Origin of the sequence: Cellulomonas cellasea, assembly GCF_030372105.1 — a bacterium.
GTDB classification, from domain to species: Bacteria; Actinomycetota; Actinomycetes; order Actinomycetales; family Cellulomonadaceae; genus Cellulomonas_A; species Cellulomonas_A cellasea_A.
Map to the genome: position 1 here is coordinate 133,512 of NZ_JAUDBQ010000006.1, position 18,520 is coordinate 152,031.

At 72.6% G+C, this 18,520-nt stretch carries 15 protein-coding genes; 4 read left to right on the top strand and 11 right to left on the bottom strand.

The window, feature by feature from the left end; translation table 11 throughout:
• Positions 1–96: 96 nt before the first annotated feature.
• The 5 genes from QUV83_RS07790 to QUV83_RS07810 form a co-directional block, all read right to left on the bottom strand.
• The gene (locus QUV83_RS07790; RefSeq protein ID WP_289563643.1) at positions 97–2,730 is read right to left on the bottom strand and encodes an ABC transporter permease; all 2,634 of its coding nucleotides are present in this window, start codon (positions 2,728–2,730) and stop codon (positions 97–99) included.
• Complete coding sequence (locus QUV83_RS07795) at positions 2,730–3,554, bottom strand: ABC transporter ATP-binding protein (RefSeq protein ID WP_289563645.1); 825 nt, start codon at positions 3,552–3,554, stop codon at positions 2,730–2,732. The genes QUV83_RS07790 and QUV83_RS07795 overlap by 1 nt, the downstream gene beginning before the upstream one ends.
• Positions 3,555–3,709: 155 nt before the next feature.
• Entirely contained in the window at positions 3,710–4,426 is a 717-nt protein-coding gene (locus tag QUV83_RS07800) for a response regulator (RefSeq protein ID WP_289563646.1), read from the bottom strand.
• Between the two features lie 16 nt (positions 4,427–4,442).
• Entirely contained in the window at positions 4,443–5,786 is a 1,344-nt protein-coding gene (locus tag QUV83_RS07805) for a sensor histidine kinase (RefSeq protein WP_289563647.1), read from the bottom strand.
• A 94-nt stretch (positions 5,787–5,880) separates the two neighbouring features.
• Positions 5,881–7,830: a cellulase family glycosylhydrolase gene (locus QUV83_RS07810; RefSeq protein ID WP_289563649.1), complete on the bottom strand. Its 1,950-nt coding sequence runs from the start codon at positions 7,828–7,830 to the stop codon at positions 5,881–5,883.
• Between the two features lie 153 nt (positions 7,831–7,983).
• On the opposite strand from QUV83_RS07810, the gene QUV83_RS07815 reads away from it, so the two are divergent.
• The gene (locus tag QUV83_RS07815) at positions 7,984–8,676 is read left to right on the top strand and encodes a response regulator transcription factor (RefSeq protein WP_066582682.1); all 693 of its coding nucleotides are present in this window, start codon (positions 7,984–7,986) and stop codon (positions 8,674–8,676) included.
• A gap of 2 nt (positions 8,677–8,678) precedes the next feature.
• Positions 8,679–10,001, top strand: a complete 1,323-nt coding sequence (locus QUV83_RS07820; RefSeq protein WP_289563651.1) for an ATP-binding protein — start codon at positions 8,679–8,681, stop codon at positions 9,999–10,001.
• Between the two features lie 19 nt (positions 10,002–10,020).
• Here the strand turns inward: QUV83_RS07820 and QUV83_RS07825 are convergent, their stop codons facing one another.
• On the bottom strand, positions 10,021–10,527 hold the full coding sequence (locus tag QUV83_RS07825; protein WP_289563653.1) for a GtrA family protein: 507 nt from the start codon (positions 10,525–10,527) through the stop codon (positions 10,021–10,023).
• Positions 10,528–10,695: 168 nt separating this feature from the next.
• Between QUV83_RS07825 and QUV83_RS07830 the strand changes: the two genes are divergently transcribed.
• Both QUV83_RS07830 and purE read left to right on the top strand, forming a co-directional pair.
• The gene (locus tag QUV83_RS07830) at positions 10,696–11,877 is read left to right on the top strand and encodes a 5-(carboxyamino)imidazole ribonucleotide synthase (RefSeq protein WP_289563654.1); all 1,182 of its coding nucleotides are present in this window, start codon (positions 10,696–10,698) and stop codon (positions 11,875–11,877) included.
• Position 11,878: 1 nt separating this feature from the next.
• The gene (gene purE / locus QUV83_RS07835) at positions 11,879–12,424 is read left to right on the top strand and encodes a 5-(carboxyamino)imidazole ribonucleotide mutase (protein WP_289563656.1); all 546 of its coding nucleotides are present in this window, start codon (positions 11,879–11,881) and stop codon (positions 12,422–12,424) included.
• A 42-nt stretch (positions 12,425–12,466) separates the two neighbouring features.
• On the opposite strand, the gene QUV83_RS07840 is transcribed toward purE, so the two are convergent.
• The 5 genes from QUV83_RS07840 to QUV83_RS07860 form a co-directional block, all read right to left on the bottom strand.
• Entirely contained in the window at positions 12,467–13,375 is a 909-nt protein-coding gene (locus QUV83_RS07840; protein ID WP_289563658.1) for an LCP family protein, read from the bottom strand.
• Positions 13,376–13,896: 521 nt separating this feature from the next.
• On the bottom strand, positions 13,897–15,222 hold the full coding sequence (locus QUV83_RS07845) for an LCP family protein (protein WP_289563660.1): 1,326 nt from the start codon (positions 15,220–15,222) through the stop codon (positions 13,897–13,899).
• A 73-nt stretch (positions 15,223–15,295) separates the two neighbouring features.
• On the bottom strand, positions 15,296–16,291 hold the full coding sequence (gene rfbB, locus QUV83_RS07850; RefSeq protein WP_289563661.1) for a dTDP-glucose 4,6-dehydratase: 996 nt from the start codon (positions 16,289–16,291) through the stop codon (positions 15,296–15,298).
• 64 nt (positions 16,292–16,355) lie between these two features.
• Positions 16,356–17,432: a glycosyltransferase family 2 protein gene (locus QUV83_RS07855; protein ID WP_289563662.1), complete on the bottom strand. Its 1,077-nt coding sequence runs from the start codon at positions 17,430–17,432 to the stop codon at positions 16,356–16,358.
• Positions 17,429–18,520, bottom strand: coding sequence for a glycosyltransferase family 4 protein (locus QUV83_RS07860; RefSeq protein ID WP_289563664.1), 1,092 nt, complete (start codon positions 18,518–18,520; stop codon positions 17,429–17,431). Before QUV83_RS07860 ends, QUV83_RS07855 begins: the two co-directional genes overlap by 4 nt.

Genomic DNA, 18,520 nt, shown 5'->3' on the forward strand with positions numbered 1-18,520 from the left:
TCGACAGGATCTGGCGCCCAGCGCGAAGGCGACCGGCCGGCCTGCGGATCTGGGGACGGCATGTCCCTCCACAGGCCGGCCGGTCGCCCGGCGGGCTCAGTCGACGGCGAGCGCCGCCACCGGCGAGGTGCGAGCCGCCGAGCGTCCCGGCAGCACCGAGGCCAGCAGCCCCGCGACCAGCGCGACGAGCACCACCAGCGACATGTCACGCCACGGCACCACCAGGGTGACGTCGGCGACAGTGCTGAGGACCGTCGCCGACCCCGCCCACCCATACAGCATCCCCAGCACGGCGCCGAGCACCGCGCCGACCCCCGCGATGAGCAGGCCCTCGATCGCGAGAGTGAGCCGGAGCTGGCGGCGCGAGAGCCCGATGGCCCGCAGCGTCGCCGACTCGCGCCTGCGCTCCAGCACCGACAGCGACAGCGTGTTCGCCACACCGACGACGGCGATGACGACGGCCACGCCGAGCAGCCCCACCACCACGGCGAGCAGCGTGTCGATGACCTGCTGGAACTGGGCGCGCTCGGCGGCGGCGCCCTGGATGGACACCGAGTGGTCCTGCAGCGCGTCCTGGATCCCGACGAACGCCGAGGCGGCGTCGTCGACGCTCGCGAGGCGGACCCACAGCTCGTTCGCGCTGGCGCCCTCCGGCACGATCTGGCTGTACGTGGCCGGCGTGACGAGGATCCCCGAGCCGCCGAAGTCCGCCACCACCACTGTCAGCTGTGCGGTCGGGGCCGACCACGAGTCGTCGCCGGTGTGGTTCGCCTGCTCGACGGGCACGGTGTCACCGTCGACGACGTCGAAGCGCGCGGCCACGTTCGGGGGCATCACCACGACGCCGTCCCTGAGCTCGTTCGCGGACGGGCTCGAGCGCATCACCTGCGCGGCGTCCGAGGCCTCGATGGCACGGAGCCCGATCCAGCCGCCGTTCTCGGCGGAGGACGTCCCGGCAGGCCCCACCGAGGCGCTGACCGATCGCACCGGGACCATCGTCTCCACCCCGTCGACCTGCCGGACGCCGAGCTCCACAGCGGGAGGCAGCACTGCCGTCGTCCCGTCCGCCCGATCAGGGACGGCGATGAGGACGTCGACCGGGTACTGCGAGTCGAGCGCCGTGTTGAGCGTCGTGCGGGCGCTGGCCGCCCCCGTGCTCATCATCGCGACGAGCGTCACCCCGATGAGCAGCGCGGTGCTGGTGGCGGCGGTGCGGCGCGGGTTCCGCACCGTGTTCGCCGCGGCGAGCTTGGCGCTCGGGCCAGTCCGGGCCAGGAGGCGCCCGGTTCCCGAGACGACCTTCGGCACCCAGAAGACAGCGCCCACGAGCACGCCGACGAACGAGGCGGCGCCCCCGGCGACGCCCAGGAGCAGTCCGATCGTCGGGTCGCTGGCGCCCATCACCACGCCGCCGACCAGCCCGAGCACGCCGCCCACCGTGAGCAGCGCGGCGAGCACGACCCGCACACGGCTGCTCCGCGAGGTGACGACCGGGGCGTCAGCGGGCCGCAGCGCCGCGATGGGCGGCACCCGGGTGGCCGCTCGTGCCGGCATGAGCGCCGCGAGGACCGTCATGAGGGTGCCCACCAGCAGCGGCGCCAGGATCACCGACGGGGTGACCGACACCGTCGCGGGCAGCGGCGCGTCCACGGCGACCCTGCGCAGCACCATGAGCGCCGACTGTGCGAGCACCGTCCCGCCCACGATGCCCGTCACCGAGGCCACGACCCCGAGGATCGTCGCCTCGATGAGCACCGACGCGCGGAGCTGGCGCTTGCCGGCGCCGACGCAACGCAACAGCGCGAGAGTCCGCGTGCGCTGGGCGACGAGCACCTGGAAGGTGTTCGAGATGACCAGGGCGGCGACGATGAGGGCCACCGCGGCGAAGCCCAGCACCAGCTTGGTGAAGATCTGCCCGTCGGCGCCGAAGGTGGCGATGAGCTCCTGCGCGGCCTCGTCCTTGGTGTAGACGGCCGTGTCGGCGGCCTGCGAGATCCTCTGCTGGGCAGCGATCACGTCGGCGCCCGGAGTGACCGCGAGCAGCACGTTCGTGTACCCGTCCACCAAGGGAGTCCCGCCGTAGAGGCGCTCGGCGTCGGCGGGGGTGACGACGCCAGCGCCGCCCTGCCCGGTGTAGGCGCCGAGTGGGTCGTCGAGCAGGCCCACCACGCGCAGCGTCATCGTCGAGGACTCCCACACGCCCTCGGAGGCTCCCGTGTCGGTGGCCGCGTCGGCATCCGTGCCGGCTGCCGGGTCAGCCGTGGGGGAGACGTCGGACCACACGGAGTAGGGCGCCTCGATCTCGTCGCCGATCGCCACCTTGAGGCGCTCCGCCATCGGCCCGGGCAGGGCGATCTCCCCGGCGTCGTCGGGCAGCACGCCCTCGACGAGGGTCTGCACTTCCAGGCGCGGGTCGGTGGCGCGCGGGGTGACGCCCACCCAGATCTGGGTCGGCCCGCGCTGCAACTCGACGCCGACCACAGTCGTCGGCTGCGCGGCGGCCACCTCCGGCAGCGCCGTGATCTCCTCGAGCATCTCGGTGTCGACGTACTCGGCGACGAGGTCCGCCTGCGCCAGGGACGCCGTGAGGGAGTCGTAGCCGGTGCGGGTGATCACCCCGCCTGCAAGGAGCGTGGCGGCGACGAAGGCCGTGCCGATGGCGATGGCGACGCCGCCCGCCGTCAGTCGCCCGATGCTCTGCCGCATCTGGGCCAAGGTCAGTCGCAGCATCAGATGCCCGCCACGCTCTGCGCGCCGGTGGCCGCGATGGGCTCGTCGAGCTGGCGCAGGGCGTCGAGGCCCGCGAGCACCGACTCCGGCGTCGGGTCGGCGATGTCCCCGGCGATGCGCCCGTCGGCCAGCAGCACGACGCGGTCCGCATAGGCGGCGGCCGTCGGGTCGTGCGTGACCATGATGATGGTGCGCCCGAGCTCGCGCACCGAGCGGCGCAGGAAGCTCAGCACCTCGGCGCCCGAGCGGGAGTCCAGGTTGCCGGTCGGCTCATCGGCGAAGACGACCTCGGGCTTGGTGATGAGCGCCCGGGCGATCGCCACCCGCTGCTGCTGGCCGCCGGAGAGCTCCGAGGGCCGGTGCGTCAGCCGCGCCTTGAGCCCGAGGGCCTGCACGAGCGTGTCGAACCACGCGCGGTCCACGGGGGCGCCCGCGAGCTCCAGCGGCAGGGTGATGTTCTGCTCGGCCGTGAACATCGGCAGCAGGTTGAACGACTGGAAGACGAAGCCGACCCGGTCGCGTCGCAGGCGCGTCAGCGCGTCGTCGTCGAGCGTGGTCACATCTGTCGCGCCGAGGAAGGCCTGGCCCGATGTGGCCGAGTCCAGCCCCGCGAGCAGGTGCATCAGCGTCGACTTGCCTGATCCGGACGGCCCCATGATCGCGGTGAACGCACCGGCGGCGAAGTCCACGTCGACGCCGGCGAGGGCGTGCACCGCCGACCCGCCTCGGCCGTAGACCTTCGCGAGGTCGCGGGCCCGGACGGCGATGGCAGGCGATCCAGGCTGCTGCCCGGGGGGTGTGTTCTGGTAGACGGTCGTGTCCACGACTAGCTCCAAGGTTCGGTGTGAGGCGACGTGGACGACGCTACGGACGACGGGGCGGTCGCCGCGTCGGGCTGCGGTCGCGACCTCGGTCCCCCCACGGGGGGATGGACGACGCCCGGTTGTGCGACCCGGGGGCCGCGTGGGCGTCGCCGACGTCAGCCTCCCGGGCGGACCAGGCCCGCCTCATAGGCCGCGACGACCGCCTGCACCCTGTCCCGCACGCCCAGCTTCGCGAGGATGCGGCCGACGTGGGTCTTGACGGTGGCCTCGGCGACGAACAGGTCCCCGCCGATCTCCGTGTTCGAGCGGCCGCGCGCCATCAGCACCAGGACCTCGCGCTCGCGGTCGGTCAGGTCGGCCAGGGCGGCGTGCGCGGGCTCGTCCTGCTGGGCGAGCCGCTCCGGGGGGAGCGCCGTCACCAGGTGCTCGAGGAGGCGCCGGGTGCTCGACGGCGCGATCACGGCGTCGCCGTGGTGGATGGTGCGGATCGCCCCGAGCATCTCCTCCGGAGGCGCGTCCTTGAGCAGGAACCCGCTGGCCCCGGCGCGGATCGCCGAGAGGACGTACTCGTCGAGGTCGAACGTGGTGAGCACGATGACCCGCGGCGCCGGCGCGTCCTCGGTGCCCGCCGCCGTGATGGCGGCCGTCGCGGCGAGGCCGTCCATCTGGGGCATCCGGACGTCCATCAGCACGACGTCCACACGGCCGTGGGCGGCGGGGCCCGAGCCGGGCGTCAACGCGCGGACGGCTTGGGCGCCGTCACCCGCCTCGAGCACCACCTCGAGGTCGGGCTGGGAGTCGATCACCATGCGGAAGCCGGCGCGGACGAGCTGCTGGTCGTCGACGAGCGCGACCCTGATCGGTGTGTTCATGCGTGCTGCCGGCCGTTCATCGGTGTCTCCTGGTGGGTGCTGCGAGGTCGGTCTGAGGGCCAGCGGGCAGGTGCGGCCCATTCGTCGGCGTCGTGGTCGGCGGGTCGGTGGGCTCGTGGTCGTCGGCGACCGGCGGCAGTGGCAGCCGGGCACGCACGCGGTACCCGCCGCCAGGCCGCGGGCCGACGCTGACCGTCCCGCCGAACATGGCGGCCCGCTCGCTCATGCCCAGCAGCCCCTGGCCCATCCCGTCGGACTCGGCGGAGGCGCCGCGCCCGTCGTCGGTGACCTCCACCGAGATCGCCGTGGGCTGCCACTGCACCACGATGGTCACGGCCGGGTCGGGGCCCGCGTGCTTGAGCACGTTGGTCAGTGACTCCTGGCAGATCCGGTAGACCGTGAGCCCGGCGCCCGGGGGCAGCGTGCGGGGTGTGCCCATCCGGACCAGCGAGACGCGCAGCCCGCTGGCGCGGACCTGCTGCACCAAGGCGTCCAGGTCGTGCACGGCGGGCATCGGCGACGTCGTCGGGGCATCGGCGACCTGCTGCGCGGCCCGGGGTGTGTCGACGAGGCCGGGGGAGCGCGGCCGGGACGCGGGCGCGTCCGCGGAGTCGGTGCGGAGCACCCCCAGGAGCCGGCGCATGTCGGCCAGGGCCGCACGACCCGTCTCGGAGATGGTGCCCAGGGAGCGGGTGGCGGCGGCCGGGTCGGCCTCGGCGGCGTACCGGCCCCCGTCGGCCTGGGCGATGATCACGCTGAGCGAGTGGGCGACGATGTCGTGCATCTCGCGGGCGATCCGGGAGCGCTCCGCGGCGGTGGCGAGCCGGGCCTGCTGGTCCCGCTCGACCTCGAGGCGGTGCGCGCGGTCGACGAGGGCGTCGATGGTCAGCCGGCGTTGGCGCCGCACCAGTCCGAAGGCCCACACGGCGAGGGCGATCGTGCCGGTGAAGATCGTTCCGCCGACCCACGAGATGGGGTCGTTGTACGACTGTGCGGCGCTCGACAGCGCGGCGCCGAGCATCGCCCCCGAGATGGCCATCCGGTGCGCCCAGCGCGGCCCGTGGACGGTCACCGAGTAGAGCGCGGCGAGCACCGCGACGTCGGCGGGGAAGATCAGCCAGTGGCCGGCCATCAGGTGCAACAGCGCGACGGTGTAGACGGTCACGGCCGACGCCACGGGGCGCGAACGCCGCCACGCCAGTGGGACGGTCACGGCGGCGGCCCACAGGAAGACATCGGCGGACGACCCGGTGTCGCGGGAGAACGGCACGGTGATGAGCATCGCGAGGCCGGTCAACGTGGCGTCGATGGCGAACCGGTGGGAGTTCTCCCACCGGTTGACGCGCTCCCACAGACCCACGTGGCGAGCCTAGACGCCACGCCTGCGGACCGGCTCAACCCGGGGGCTGACCGGCGCCGCGGCACGGGTCCGCCCCCGGGTGGAGGCCCGGCGGTCAGCCGACGCCCACCTCGTCGATCACATGCTCCCCGGTGTTGAACCAGATGTTGACGGCCCGCGTCTCGCCGAGCAGCGCGGCGCAGGCGTCGTCGAGGGTCGTGAGGTCGAAGGTGATCGCGTCGGCGCCCGTCGCCGGGGATGTGGTCCACGACAGCGGGGCCGCCTGGCACCAGGCCCACTCGGGCCCGAGCTGCAGCGCCAGGATGGGGCTCGTCCCGGTCGTGGCGACCAGGTCGAACCGCAGCGTGCTGCGGGTGCTGAGGTCGACGGGCTCGGAGAGCTGGGCTCCGAACCAGGAGTTGGCGCTGGTGATGGCCAGCCGTCCGGCGCCGTCCGCGGTGGCGGCGCTGTTCCCCGTCCATCCCTGGGCGCCGTCCGCGAAGTCGAACAGCGTCTGGGCGGCCGTCGCCGACGGCTTCACCGTCACCGTGACCTGGGCGGTGTTCGAGGAACGCCCGATCTGGTCCTTGACCTGGTACGACGCCACGGCCTTGCCCGCGAACCCCTCCGCCGGGGCGAAGGTCAGCTCGCCTGCGCGGGAGACTGCGAAGGATCCTTGCGGGGTCGTGAGCTCACGCTGCGTGCCCTTCGTCGCGAGGTCGAGGTCGAGCGTGCTGGGCGCGATCTTGACCTGGTAGGCGATGTCGTTCGCCGCCAGGTTGAGGGTGGCCGGTGTGCCGAAGTCGGTCTGCGCCACGTCGTCGTCGGCCACTGGCGGGAAGGTGAATCGCAGCGGGTTCGCCATCGTCGTCGCGAAGTTCTTCAGCGTGCGGGACACCGGCGAGGACGCGTACACCGTGAAGCCGTCGTAGTCGGGGTAGAGCGTGCCGTCCTCGCGCACGTCCGACAGGATCCAGAACAGTGCCCCGGCGCCGCCGCTGCGGTGCACGGCGTCCGTCCACTCCCGGTAGACGGCGTTGCGGGTGGCCTTGTCCTTGGAGCCGAACTCCCCGAGGATCGCGGGCTTGCCGACGGCGCGAGCGGCCGCGGAGTGGTCCTTGATCCACTGCGTGCCCCAGGCCGTGTCCTTGCCCCAGCCGTCGGGGTAGAGGTGGTAGCTGAGGTAGTCGATCGTGGGCAGCGCCGCCCAGGCCTGCGAGTCGACGCCCTCGTTGCCGTTGTCGGTCCAGTCGGTCCCGTCGGGCAGGTTGAGGAAGCCCTCGTCGCCCGTGCCGACCAGGTGGTTGCGGTCGATGGACTTGATGTGCGCGGACATCTCGGCGACCCACGGGGTGAGGGTGTCGACGGTGCAGCCCGGGTCCTTCGGGAACCTGCCCGAGCCCACGCAGCGCGGCTCGTTGGCGAGCTCCCACGCCATGATCGTCGGGTCGTCCTTGTACTTGACGCCCGTGAGCGTGTTGGTGCGCTCGAGGACGTGGCTGATCCAGTCCTTGAACCACTGCCGGATGGTCGCGTCGGTGTAGAAGTCGGAGTGGTGCGTGCCGCCGGCCCACGCGACGTACTGGTCCATGCCCCCGAAGTCCGACCAGTTGTTCGTCAGCGGCAGGATGAGCCGCACGCCCTCCGCCTTGGCCTTCGCCACGACGTAGTCGAGTTTCTCCAGGCCGTCCGGCCCGTCGTTGTACGCCGGGCGCTGGCCGTCCCAGTACTGGAAGTAGACGCCCTTGTCGCCCGTGTCGTCGGCGCTGGGGACGTCGAGGAAGGCCCAGGCGCGCACGACGGTGGAGCCTGACGCGGCGGCGTTCTCCAACACCGCGTCAGTCATGGCGGGCGCCGAGTACTCCAGGTAGTAGTTGTTGGTCCCGGCGAAGCGGTACGGCTTGCCGGCGAGGGTGAGCAGCGGGCCGGTGCGCTGGACGAACTGCTCCGCCACGGGCACAGGGGTGGGCCGGTGTGCTGTCGCGGGCGCCGCGGCGGCGACGGCGAGGGGGAGTGAGAGCGCGATCGCGGCTGCGGTCGCGACCAGTGGGTGTGGTCGGGACATCGTCGTCTCCTGGGATCACCGGGCGGCCTCGTTGTCGCCCGCGCTCAGCGAACCAGGACATTTCGGCAGAGTCAACCACTAACTTCGCGCATCGAACAAAGTGTCGTGGCGTGGAGCCGGGTCGTGAACCCGCCCATGACCTAGCATGGGCCGATGACCCACGTGCTGCTGGCGGAGGACGACCCCGCAATTGCCGAGCCTTTGGCCCGGGCCCTCGGGCGTGAAGGTTACGACGTGCACGTGCAAGGAACCGGTCAAGGCGCGATCGACCACGCGAGCGAGGCCGACCTCGTCGTGCTCGACCTCGGCCTGCCCGACATGGACGGGCTCGACGTGGCCCGCGCCATCCGCAACCAAGGCCTGACGACACCCGTCCTCGTGCTCACCGCGCGCGCCGACGAGGTCGACCTCGTCGTCGGGCTCGACGCCGGCGCCGACGACTACGTCACCAAGCCCTTCCGGCTCGCCGAGCTGCTCGCCCGCGTCCGGGCGCTGCTGCGCCGCACCGTCGGCGACGCCGCCGACGAGGACGAGCTGCACGCCCAGAACGTGCGCGTCGACGTCGCCGCCCACCGGGCGTTCCAGGGGGAGCGCGAGCTCCACCTCACCGCCAAGGAGTTCGACCTGCTGCGCGTGCTCGTCGGCGCCGCGGGCACCGTGGTCGGCCGAGACACCCTCATGCGCGAGGTGTGGGGCTCCGACCCCTCCGGCTCGACGAAGACCCTCGACATGCACGTCTCGTGGCTGCGCCGCAAGCTCGGCGACGACGCCAACGCCCCGCGCTACGTCACCACAGTGCGCGGCATGGGCTTCCGGTTCGAGACCGGCGAGGGCGACCGAGGCTGAACGTGCGCCGTCGCGTCCTCCAGTCGACGATCGCGGCGGTCACCGTCGCGGTGGTCCTCCTTGGCTTCCCGCTCGCGTTCATCGTCTCCCAGCTCGTCCGGGACAACGAGGTCAGCGCCCTCGAGGCGCGCGCCGCCGGCCTCGCGCGCTCCGTGGACTTCCGCATCGAAGAGGGCATCCCGCTCACCGCGCGCATGCTCGAAGTGGCCGTCGGAGGAGAGGGCACGCTCGAGGCCAGCGTCTTCGTCGTCGCGCCCGACGGCGCCCAGTACCAAGCCGGCCCCGCCATCGAGGGCCGCTACGTCTCCGTGCAGGCCGAGTCGGCCAACGGCGCCACGATCGCGCTCTACGTCTCCTGGTGGGACGTGTTCTGGATCAGCGCGCGCGTCATCGCCCTCGTCGTCGTCGCGGCCGTCGTGGCCTTCGGCGCCGGCATCGCCATGGCCATCTGGCAGGCCAACCGCCTCGCCGCGCCCCTCGTGTACCTCGCGGCGTCCGCCGAGCAACTCGGCTCCGGGCAGGTCCGGCCACAACTGCGCCCCTCCGGCGTCGAGGAGATCGACCTCGTCGCCGCCGAACTCGCACGCAGCGCCGACCGCATGGCCGGGCGGCTCGCCGCCGAGCGGCAGTTCGGCGCCGACGCCTCCCACCAGCTCCGCACCCCGCTGACCGCGCTGTCGATGCGCCTCGAGGAGATCGCCCTCGCCGCCCATGAGCCCGAGGTGCGCGAGGAGGCCCGGATCTCCCTCGAGCAGGTCGAACGCCTCGTCACAGTCGTCGACGACCTCCTCGCCCGCTCGCGCCGCGCGCAGGGCGGCACCACCGAGGCTGTGGTCCTCGCCGACGTCCTCCGCCAGCAGCGCGAGGAATGGGAGCCCGCCTACACGGCAGCGAACCGCCGCCTCGTCTTCGAGATCGACCCCGCCGTGCAGGTGCTCGCCACCCCCGGGGCCCTCGCCCAAGTGATCGCCACCCTGCTGGAGAACTCCCTCAAGCACGGCGGCGGAACCACCACCGTGCGCTCCCGGCCGAGCGGGCCGTCGGGCGCCGTGGTCGTCGAGGTCGCTGACGAGGGAGAGGGCGTGCCCGACGACCTCGCCCCCCGGATCTTCGAGCGGGAAGTCACCTCAGGGGCCGGCACCGGCCTCGGCCTCGCACTGGCCCGTGACCTCGCGTCAGCCGACGGCGGCCGGCTCGAGCTCGCCCAGCGCCGGCCCGCGGTCTTCGCGCTGTTCCTCGCCGGGGTGCCCGCGTCGCTGGCCCCCGACGTGGTGCTGCCGCGGGGGTCGATGATCTCGCCGAGGACGGACCGGCGGTGGCGGTGACCGCACGGTCGAGTGCGGCTCAGGCCTGAGGGCGGACCTCACCGTCGCCGAGCCCCACAGCAGGCCGTGCTGGCCGGACAGTGCCGTCCGGAGTCCGCAGGTCGGTGGATGGGGCTCGCGTTGTGAAGACCAGCTTCTTGTAGCCGATGTAGCGCACGATCGTGCCGAGCACGATGCCGAGCACCGTGGAGATGTTGTCCTCCAGCGGGGTGCGCAGGTCCAGGACGTAGTGCGTGAATGCGAGCGTCCCGATGCCGATGAACACCCCGAGCACGTTGATCGCCGCGTACAACGTCAACTCGCGCCCGCGGTGTGCTGTGCGGTGTGAGGAGAAGGTCCAGTGGCGGTTCCCGAGCCAGGAGACGAGAGTCGCGACTGCCACAGCGATGATCTTGGCGGTCAGGGGCTTATCCTCGAGCAGCCGCCCGGGCCCGAAGCGCAGCACGTTGAACAGGCCGAGGTCGACGACGAAGGCGACGGCTCCCACGGAGAGGAACCGGGTGAGCTCGAGCAGTCGAGAGCGCATGGCGCGCAGTGGATGCGCGTCGGCGGCGGAGGCAGGCACTGATCGACCCTATGCCCCGTGCCGGTGTGGCGCCTGTGAGCCCGATGTCTGAATCGCTTCCGTCGGGGTCGATGCATGGGACGTGGACGTTTCAAGGGGCTGGCGCGGCCTCGACTAGGCTCAGGCGTCGTGGCAGCAGCAGTGGTGGCAGTGGTCGGGGGCGGGCAGCTCGCCCGCATGATGGCGCCGGCGGCGACCGCGCTCGGGGTGCGCCTGCGGGTCCTCGTCGAGGACGCCGAGTCATCGGCCGCCCAGGTGGTGGTGGACGCGCCGGTGGGAGCCGCGAACGACCCGGCAGCCGTGGACGCGCTCGTCGAGGGCGCGCAGGTGCTGACCTTCGAGCATGAGCACGTGCCGAACGCCCTGGTCGAGAAGTTGATCGCCCGGGGGGTCGCCGTGCACCCGGGACCCGACGCGCTGGTGCACGCCCAGGACAAGCGGGTCATGCGCGAGCGACTCGGCGCGCTCGGAGTGCCGTGCCCGCGCTGGGCGCCCATTGCCACGGCCGCTGACCTGGACTCATTCCTCGGCCAGAACGGCGGGTCCGCCGTGGTCAAGACGGTGCGCGGCGGCTACGACGGCAAGGGCGTGCGCGTGGTGCGGTCGAGCAGTGAGGCCGCCGACTGGATCGCCGCGGCGCAGACCGGGGCGGGCGTGCCCGTCATCGCTGAGGAGATGGTCCCGTTCAGCCGTGAGCTGGCGGTGCTGGTGGCCCGCACCCCTTCCGGCGAGGTGCGCACCTGGCCGGTCGTCGAGTCGGTGCAGGAGGACGGCGTCTGCGCGGAGGTCATCGCCCCCGCGCCAGGACTCCACCCCGAGACCGCCCGTGCCGCCCAGGATCTGGCCGTCCGCGTCGCCGAGGGCCTGGGGGTCACGGGCGTGCTGGCGGTCGAGTTGTTCGAGGTCCCCGGCGCCACGCCCGACGAGCCCTCCCGCGTGCTGGTCAACGAGCTGGCGATGCGTCCGCACAACTCTGGCCACTGGACCATCGACGGCGCCGTGACCAGCCAGTTCGAGCAGCACCTGCGGGCGGTCCTCGACCTGCCCCTCGGTGACACGTCGCCCCGCGCCCCGTGGACCGTGATGGTCAACGTGCTCGGCTCGACGCTCGACGAGCTGACCGACGGCCTCGCGCCCGTGGCCCGGCTCGACCCAGCCGTGAAGGTCCACCTGTACGGCAAGGCAGTGCGGCCGGGGCGCAAGCTCGGCCACGTGAACGTCTCCGGCGACGACCTCGCCGACCTGCGGGCCCGGGCCCGCGCCGCCGCCGCGCTGCTGCGCGGCGACTCCCAGGACCAGAAGGAGATCTGAGATGAGCACGCAGCCGTTGGTGGGCATCGTCATGGGCTCGGACTCCGACTGGCCGGTGATGCAGGCAGCAGCCGACGCCCTCGCCGAGTTCGACGTCCCCGTTGAGGTGGACGTGGTCTCCGCGCACCGGCAGCCCGCGAAGATGATCGACTACGGGCGCTCCGCCGCGGCGCGCGGCCTGCGCGTCATCATCGCCGGCGCCGGGGGAGCGGCCCATCTGCCGGGGATGCTCGCGTCCGTGACGACGCTGCCGGTGATCGGCGTGCCTGTCCCGCTCGCCTACCTCGACGGCGTCGACTCGCTGCTGTCGATCGTGCAGATGCCGGCCGGGGTGCCGGTGGCCACGGTGTCCGTCGGCGGGGCGCGCAACGCCGGGTTGTTGGCGGTGCGCATCCTCGCGTCGGGCACGGACGAGGAGGCGGCCCGGCTCGCGGCGGCCATGGCCGCCTTCCAGGACGGGCTGCGCGAGCAGGCCGACGCGAAGGGCGAGCGGCTGCGGGCCACCGCCGGCACAGGGCAGCGCAAGCCCATCGGCTTCGGCGCCTGACTGCACGGAGAGCACGCCTGGCCCGGGGCGCCCGCGGGAAGCTCAGCCTGTCGGCGCGCCGCCCGTCGGCCCCGCGGGCCATGTGCCCGAGGCGATCGCCGCGAAGAACCCCGGCGTCTGATCCGGGTCCAGGCGGACCGTCGAGCCGACGTTCCCCGGCCGGTAGTCCATGCTGATGATCGGCGGGGTGCCCGTGATCCCGCCTTCGCCCTTGGCGTTGCGGAAGGCGAGCGCGAGGTCGCCCAGGTCGAGGATGCCCGTGCCCTCGCTCACCGTCAGGGCGCCCGTGCCCGCGGTCAACAGATCGACCTGCCGACCTGGCTGGAAGACCAGCCCGGGGTTCTCGACCTTGCTGGACAGCGCGCCGATCAGCTGCTGCTGACGCTCGGCGCGGCCGATGTCGCCCGTCGGGTCCGCCTTGCGCATCCGCGCGAAGGCCAGCGCCTCCACCCCGCCGACCTCGCGGCAGCCGGGGGTCCACACCATGCCGCTGTCCGCGTCGTCCACTGTCAGGTCCGAGCACAGCTCCACGCCGCCCACGGCGTCCACCACCTGCTCGATGCCGCCGAAGCCGACCTCGACGTAGTGGTCGACGGTCAGCCCCGTGAGCTGCTCGACGGTCTGAACCAGCAGCGGGGCGCCGCCCCAGGAGAACGCGGCGTTCAACTTCGACGGCTCATGGCCGGGGATCTCGACATAACTGTCCCGCGGGAGGCTGATCAGCGCCGTCGGCCCACTGTCGGGGACGTGTAGCAGCATGATCGTGTCGGTGCGCGCGCCCTGCGTCTCGGTGTCCTCGATGGCGCCGTCCGCACGCGAGTCCGAGCCGGCGAGCAGGTACGTGGTGCCCGGGGTGTCAGCGGCGCCGGACAGCGCGTCGACGTGGTCGATCTTGCCGTTGGCCCAGATCAGCAGGCCGATGGGCCAGGCGAGCATGAGCACCAGCAGCACTGCGACACCGAGCAGGATCTTCTGGCGGCGCGGCGCGCGGACTCGGGTGGGCGCGGTGGGAACGGGAGGACGGGCGCTGCCCCCCGGGGCGCGTCCACTCCGGGCGCCGACAACTGGTGGCCTGCCGCGCGCGGGCGCGGGCCGCTGCGCCGCCGGATCTGCAGGGCGTCCGGCGACCCGAACCGGTGGCACGGACGCCGGGGCCGCGGTGGAGCTCCCACGTGCTGTGGCCGGCGCGATGGCCGGAGGGCGCCCCGCCCCTGAGGCGGAAGTAGCGCGCGGTGGCGGTGGAGGCGTGGGCCGCCCGACACGAGCGGCGGGGGGTGGCGTTGCCGCGGGGCGAGGGGCCGCCGGACGTGCTGTGCCGGCGCCCGGCTCGCGATCGGACCCGGGGGAGAAGCTGGGTGGGACAGTCGGGCCTTGCGACGCGGGCCGCCCACCGCGGGCGGGCTTGGCCGTCCCACCTGGGCGCGCGCGTGAGCCGCGCGGTGGGGTGTTGCTGTCGCCGGCCATATCCGCGATCAGCCGCAGGTGGACGTGACGTCGTTCGCGGAGAAGGCTTCCTTGCCCGCCTTCTTCGTCTCGGCGGGTTCCGGGGCGGGCGGCGCCGCGGTCTCAGTCGCGGCCTGGGTGGGCTGCGAGGGCGGCGTCGCGTCATCTCCGGCCGCTGTGTCGGGCGCCGTGCCTGTCCCCGTGTCGGCTCCGGCCCCCGCGTCCGTGGCGGGGTCGGCAGGCGTCTCGGCGGCGGCCTCTTCGACGCCCAGCATGGGCCGGTCGTTGGCGATGTTGTCCCAGATCACATCAGCTTCAGAGGTCCACACCACCCGGTTGGGGTCGCTCGGGGCAGCAGCCCACGGGATGGTCATGAAGGTGATGTTGCTGGTGGAGATGTTGCGCAGGCTGAAGGCGAGGCCGGCGAGGCTGGTGGGCCGGGCGACGTTGGGGCTCGCCGTGACCGACTCGGTCGCCGCGTCGAGGAAACGGACCAGGCTCGTGACGTCGGTCATCAGGTTCTTCTCGAAGATCGTCTTGGCCATCGCCGAGAGGAACTCCTGCTGCCGCCCGAGCCGTCCGGTGTCCGAGCCGTCACCGAGCCCCACGCCCTTGCGCGCGCGGGCGAAAGCGAGCGCGGTGCTGCCGTCGAGGGTCTGCTGCCCGGCTGAGAGGTCCAGGCCGGCGTCGGAGGAGCGCATGTCGGTGGGGATGCACATGTCGATCCCGCCGAGCGCGTCGACCATCTTGATGAAGCCCACGAAGTCGATCACGGCGAAGTCGGTCAGGGGGACGCCCGTGGTGGCCATGACCGTCTTCATCGCGCAGGCGGCGGCGGAGGCCATGTCGCCACCGCGGTCCGCGCCGATCGCGAAGGCCTCGTTGAACATCGCGTTTCGGCGGGCGGAACTCGTCGACCCGTCGGTCATGGTGCAGGACGGGATGTCCACCAAGGAGTCGCGGGGGATCGACACGAGCTCGACCCGCGTCCGATCCGCCGAGATGTGCATGACAATCGTGGTGTCGGAACGCATCCCCGCGGCGTCTCCGCCGATGACCGCGTTCTCCCCGTCGCGCTGGTCCGAGCCCAGCAGCAGGACGTTCATCGCCTGCCCGGCGTTCGGGTCGCTCGGATCGACGCTCGTCGGGGTGGGCATCTCGCCGAGCAACCCGGTGAGGTCGACCTCGTCGATGTTCCCCTGCATCTTGCCGAGGGCCGTGGCCATGCCGGTCGCGCCGAAGGCGAGCGTGGCCGTCATGACGAGGCCGACGCCGCGCAGCACGTGATGCGAGCGCGGGCGCCGCGAGTGGCGGGCTGCGCGCGGGCGCGAGGAGGCTGCGTGGCGAATGGTCACCGGAGGAGCATATGAGGCGCGCGGCGCTCCCGTGGGGGAGCGCCGCGCGCCTCAGGTAAGAGATCTGTGGAGATCAGCGCCCAAGCTGGGCGTACTTCGCCTCCGTGGCGTCCTTCTGGGGGCGCCACCACGCCTCGTTCGCCTTGTACCAGTCGATGGTCGCGGCGAGTCCGTCACGGAAGTTCTCGTAGCGCGGGGTCCAGCCCAGCTCCTCGCGCAGCAGCGTCGAGTCGATCGCGTAGCGCAGGTCGTGCCCCGGGCGGTCGCTCACCAGGTCGTACGCGTCGCGGCTCTGGCCGGTCAGCTCGAGGATGAGCTCGACGACGTTCTTGTTGTTCTCCTCGCCATCCGCGCCGATGAGGTAGGTCTCGCCGATGCGGCCCTTCTCGAGGATGGCCCACACCGCCGAGTTGTGGTCCTCGACGTGGATCCAGTCGCGCACGTTCTCGCCTGTGCCGTACAGCTTGGGGCGCACGCCGTCGACGACGTTGGTGATCTGGCGGGGGATGAACTTCTCGACGTGCTGGTACGGCCCGTAGTTGTTCGAGCAGTTCGACAGCGTCGCCTCGACCCCGAAGGATCGGACCCACGCGCGCACCAGCAGGTCGCTCGCGGCCTTCGTGGAGGAGTACGGGCTGGAGGGGTTGTACGGCGTCTCCGGCGTGAACTTCGCCGGGTCGTCGAGCTCCAGGTCGCCGTAGACCTCGTCCGTCGAGATGTGGTGCAGGCGGGTGCCGTGGCGGCGCACCGCCTCGAGGATCGTGTACGTGCCGATCACGTTCGTCTGCACGAAAGGCCACGGGTTGGACAGCGAGTTGTCGTTGTGCGACTCGGCGGCGAAGTGGACGACCGCGTCGGCGTCCTTGACCAGCGCGTCCATCAGGTCCGCGTCGGCGATGTCGCCCTTGACGAACTCGACCTTGTCCGCGACCGGGGCGAGGCTCTGCTCGTCGCCCGCGTACGTCAGGGCGTCGAGCACCGTGACCTGGACCTCGGGGCGCTCGCGCACCGTCTGGTGCACGAAGTTCGAGCCGATGAAGCCGGCTCCGCCGGTGACGAGCAGGCGCATGGTGTCAGACCTCCAGGGACGGATGAGTGCGGCGAGTCTATCGGGATCGGACGTCGGCCCCGCCTCAGCCGCGGTAGCCGCCGGTTGCCATGGTGGGCGGCGCCGTCAGCAGGCGCTCGACCTGTGCGCGGGCGGTCCTCGACTCACGGCTCAGGCGGCGGCGCTTGCGGAGCATGCGGGGGAGCAGGCGGGTGAACGACGCGATCACCCGCAGCCGGGTGCGCACCATCGGCCACGGCTGGCGCCGGCGCAGCCCGATCGACGCGGTCGTCACCAGGTAGCGCAGCACCGCGCGCGTTGCCATCGGGGCCGACGCGTTCTTCGCCAACATCAGCAGCCGGTTGCGGCCGTCGTGGAACCGGAAGAGCTCGCTGCCCTCACCGGTGGACGCCGCGTGCTCATGGTGGACCACCGCAGCCGGGCAGTGCCGGATCTGGTAGCCGGCCAGCCGCAGCCGCCAGGACAGGTCCGTGTCCTCGTAGTAGAGGAAGAAGTCCTCGTCGAACGTCCCGACGTCGCGCAGGGCGGACGTGCGCAGGATGGCCGCGGCGCCGCAGAAGCCGAACACCTCGGCCGGGGGATGATGGGACGCCGCGTCGGCGAGCCAGCCACGGTCCATCCCGAAGCCGTCGGTGCGCACCACGTTCCCCGTGGAGTTGACCAGGGTCACTGGTCCCGCGGCGTCCGGCGCGTAGGCGCCGTCCGGCCCGAGGACGGCGCCGGCCTCCCCTGCCGACGCCGGCCGGAACCGCTGGGCGAGCAGCACGGTGGCGGTGAGGCAGGCCACGTCGTCCGGGGCCTCGTCCATGCCCCGCACCAGCGTGGCAACGAAGTCGGGCTCTGGCACCGCGTCGTTGTTCAGCAGGATCACGTAGGGCGACGCCGCGGTGTCGAGCACGAGGTTGTTGCCTCCCGCGAACCCGAGGTTCGCGGGCGACGCGACAAGGCGCGCCGCGGGATGGCGCGCGGCGACGAGCTCCGGCGTGCCGTCGGTGGACGCGTTGTCGACGACGACCACGTCCATCGTGAGCCCGCCCAGGTCCTGCCGTGCCAATGCCTCCAGGCAACGGTCGACCAGCTCGACGCCGTTATAGGTGACGGTCACCACCGTCACGTCGGCTCCCGCCGTCCGCCCGCTCATGCGGTGTACGCGTCGAGCGTGCGGTCGGCGCACCTCGCCCAGGTCAGCTCGCTGGCCCACGCCTGCCGGGCGGTGCGCGCGGCGGCGTCGTCGGGCCCGACGAGGGCGGTGCTCAGCGCGTCGGCGAGCGCCTCGGCGTCATCCGGGGGAGCAGCGACCGCATGCGGGCCGGCGACCTCGTGGAGCACGGGCAGATCCGAGATGACGACGGGCCGCCCCGCGGCGAGGGCCTCGAGGACGGGGAGCCCGAACCCCTCGTCGGTCGATGGCAGGACGAGGGTCCTGCTGCCAGCGACAAGGCTCCTGAGCTCGCTGTCGTCAAGCCATCCGGTCAGGTGGACGCCGGGGCGCCGGGTGAGCGACTCCTCGCGCCCGGCAGGCCCCGCGAGGACGAGGTCGGGCGTGCCCGGGACGGAGGCGCGCAGGACCGCATGGGCCTCGAGGAGCCGCGGCAGGTTCTTGCGAGGGTCGAGCGAGCCGACGAACACCACGTAGTCGTCCGGAAGCCCATGCGCGCGCAGCCACCCGGACTCGGCTGGCGGCGCGTCGAACCAGGCGTCCTCGACGCCGAGCGGCACCGCGACCACCTGGGCATACGGCAAGGAGTAGTGGTCGCGGACGGCCGCCGCGACGACCTCGGTCGGGGTGAGCACCTGGGCGCCCCGGCCCAGGGCGCGGGGGACGAGCTCGCGGTAGAGGAGGCTCGCCGCGCTGACCGTCTCGGCGTGCAGGGCGTAGGTCAGGTCGTGGATCGTCACGACCTCACGGGCGCCTCGAGTCGGGGGCGAGACGAAGTTGGTGCCGTGGAACACGTCGGTGGCGCCGACGAGCAGCTCGATCGGGGGGAACTGCGTGCGCCGCCAGCACTCCCGCAGCATGCGGGCGGGCACCCGGGGCCCGACCTGCTCAACGCCGCTCGGCAGGCCCGACAGGCGTCCGCCGCGGGCGGTCCAGGTCGTGACCCGCACGTCGGCGGCCAAGCCTCGCCGGGCGGCGGCGGCCGGAAGCTCCCGCACGAGGTTCTCCACGTACCGCCCGATCCCCGTGCGGGGGCCGAGCAGCGGGGTCGCGTCGAGCGTGATCAGCAC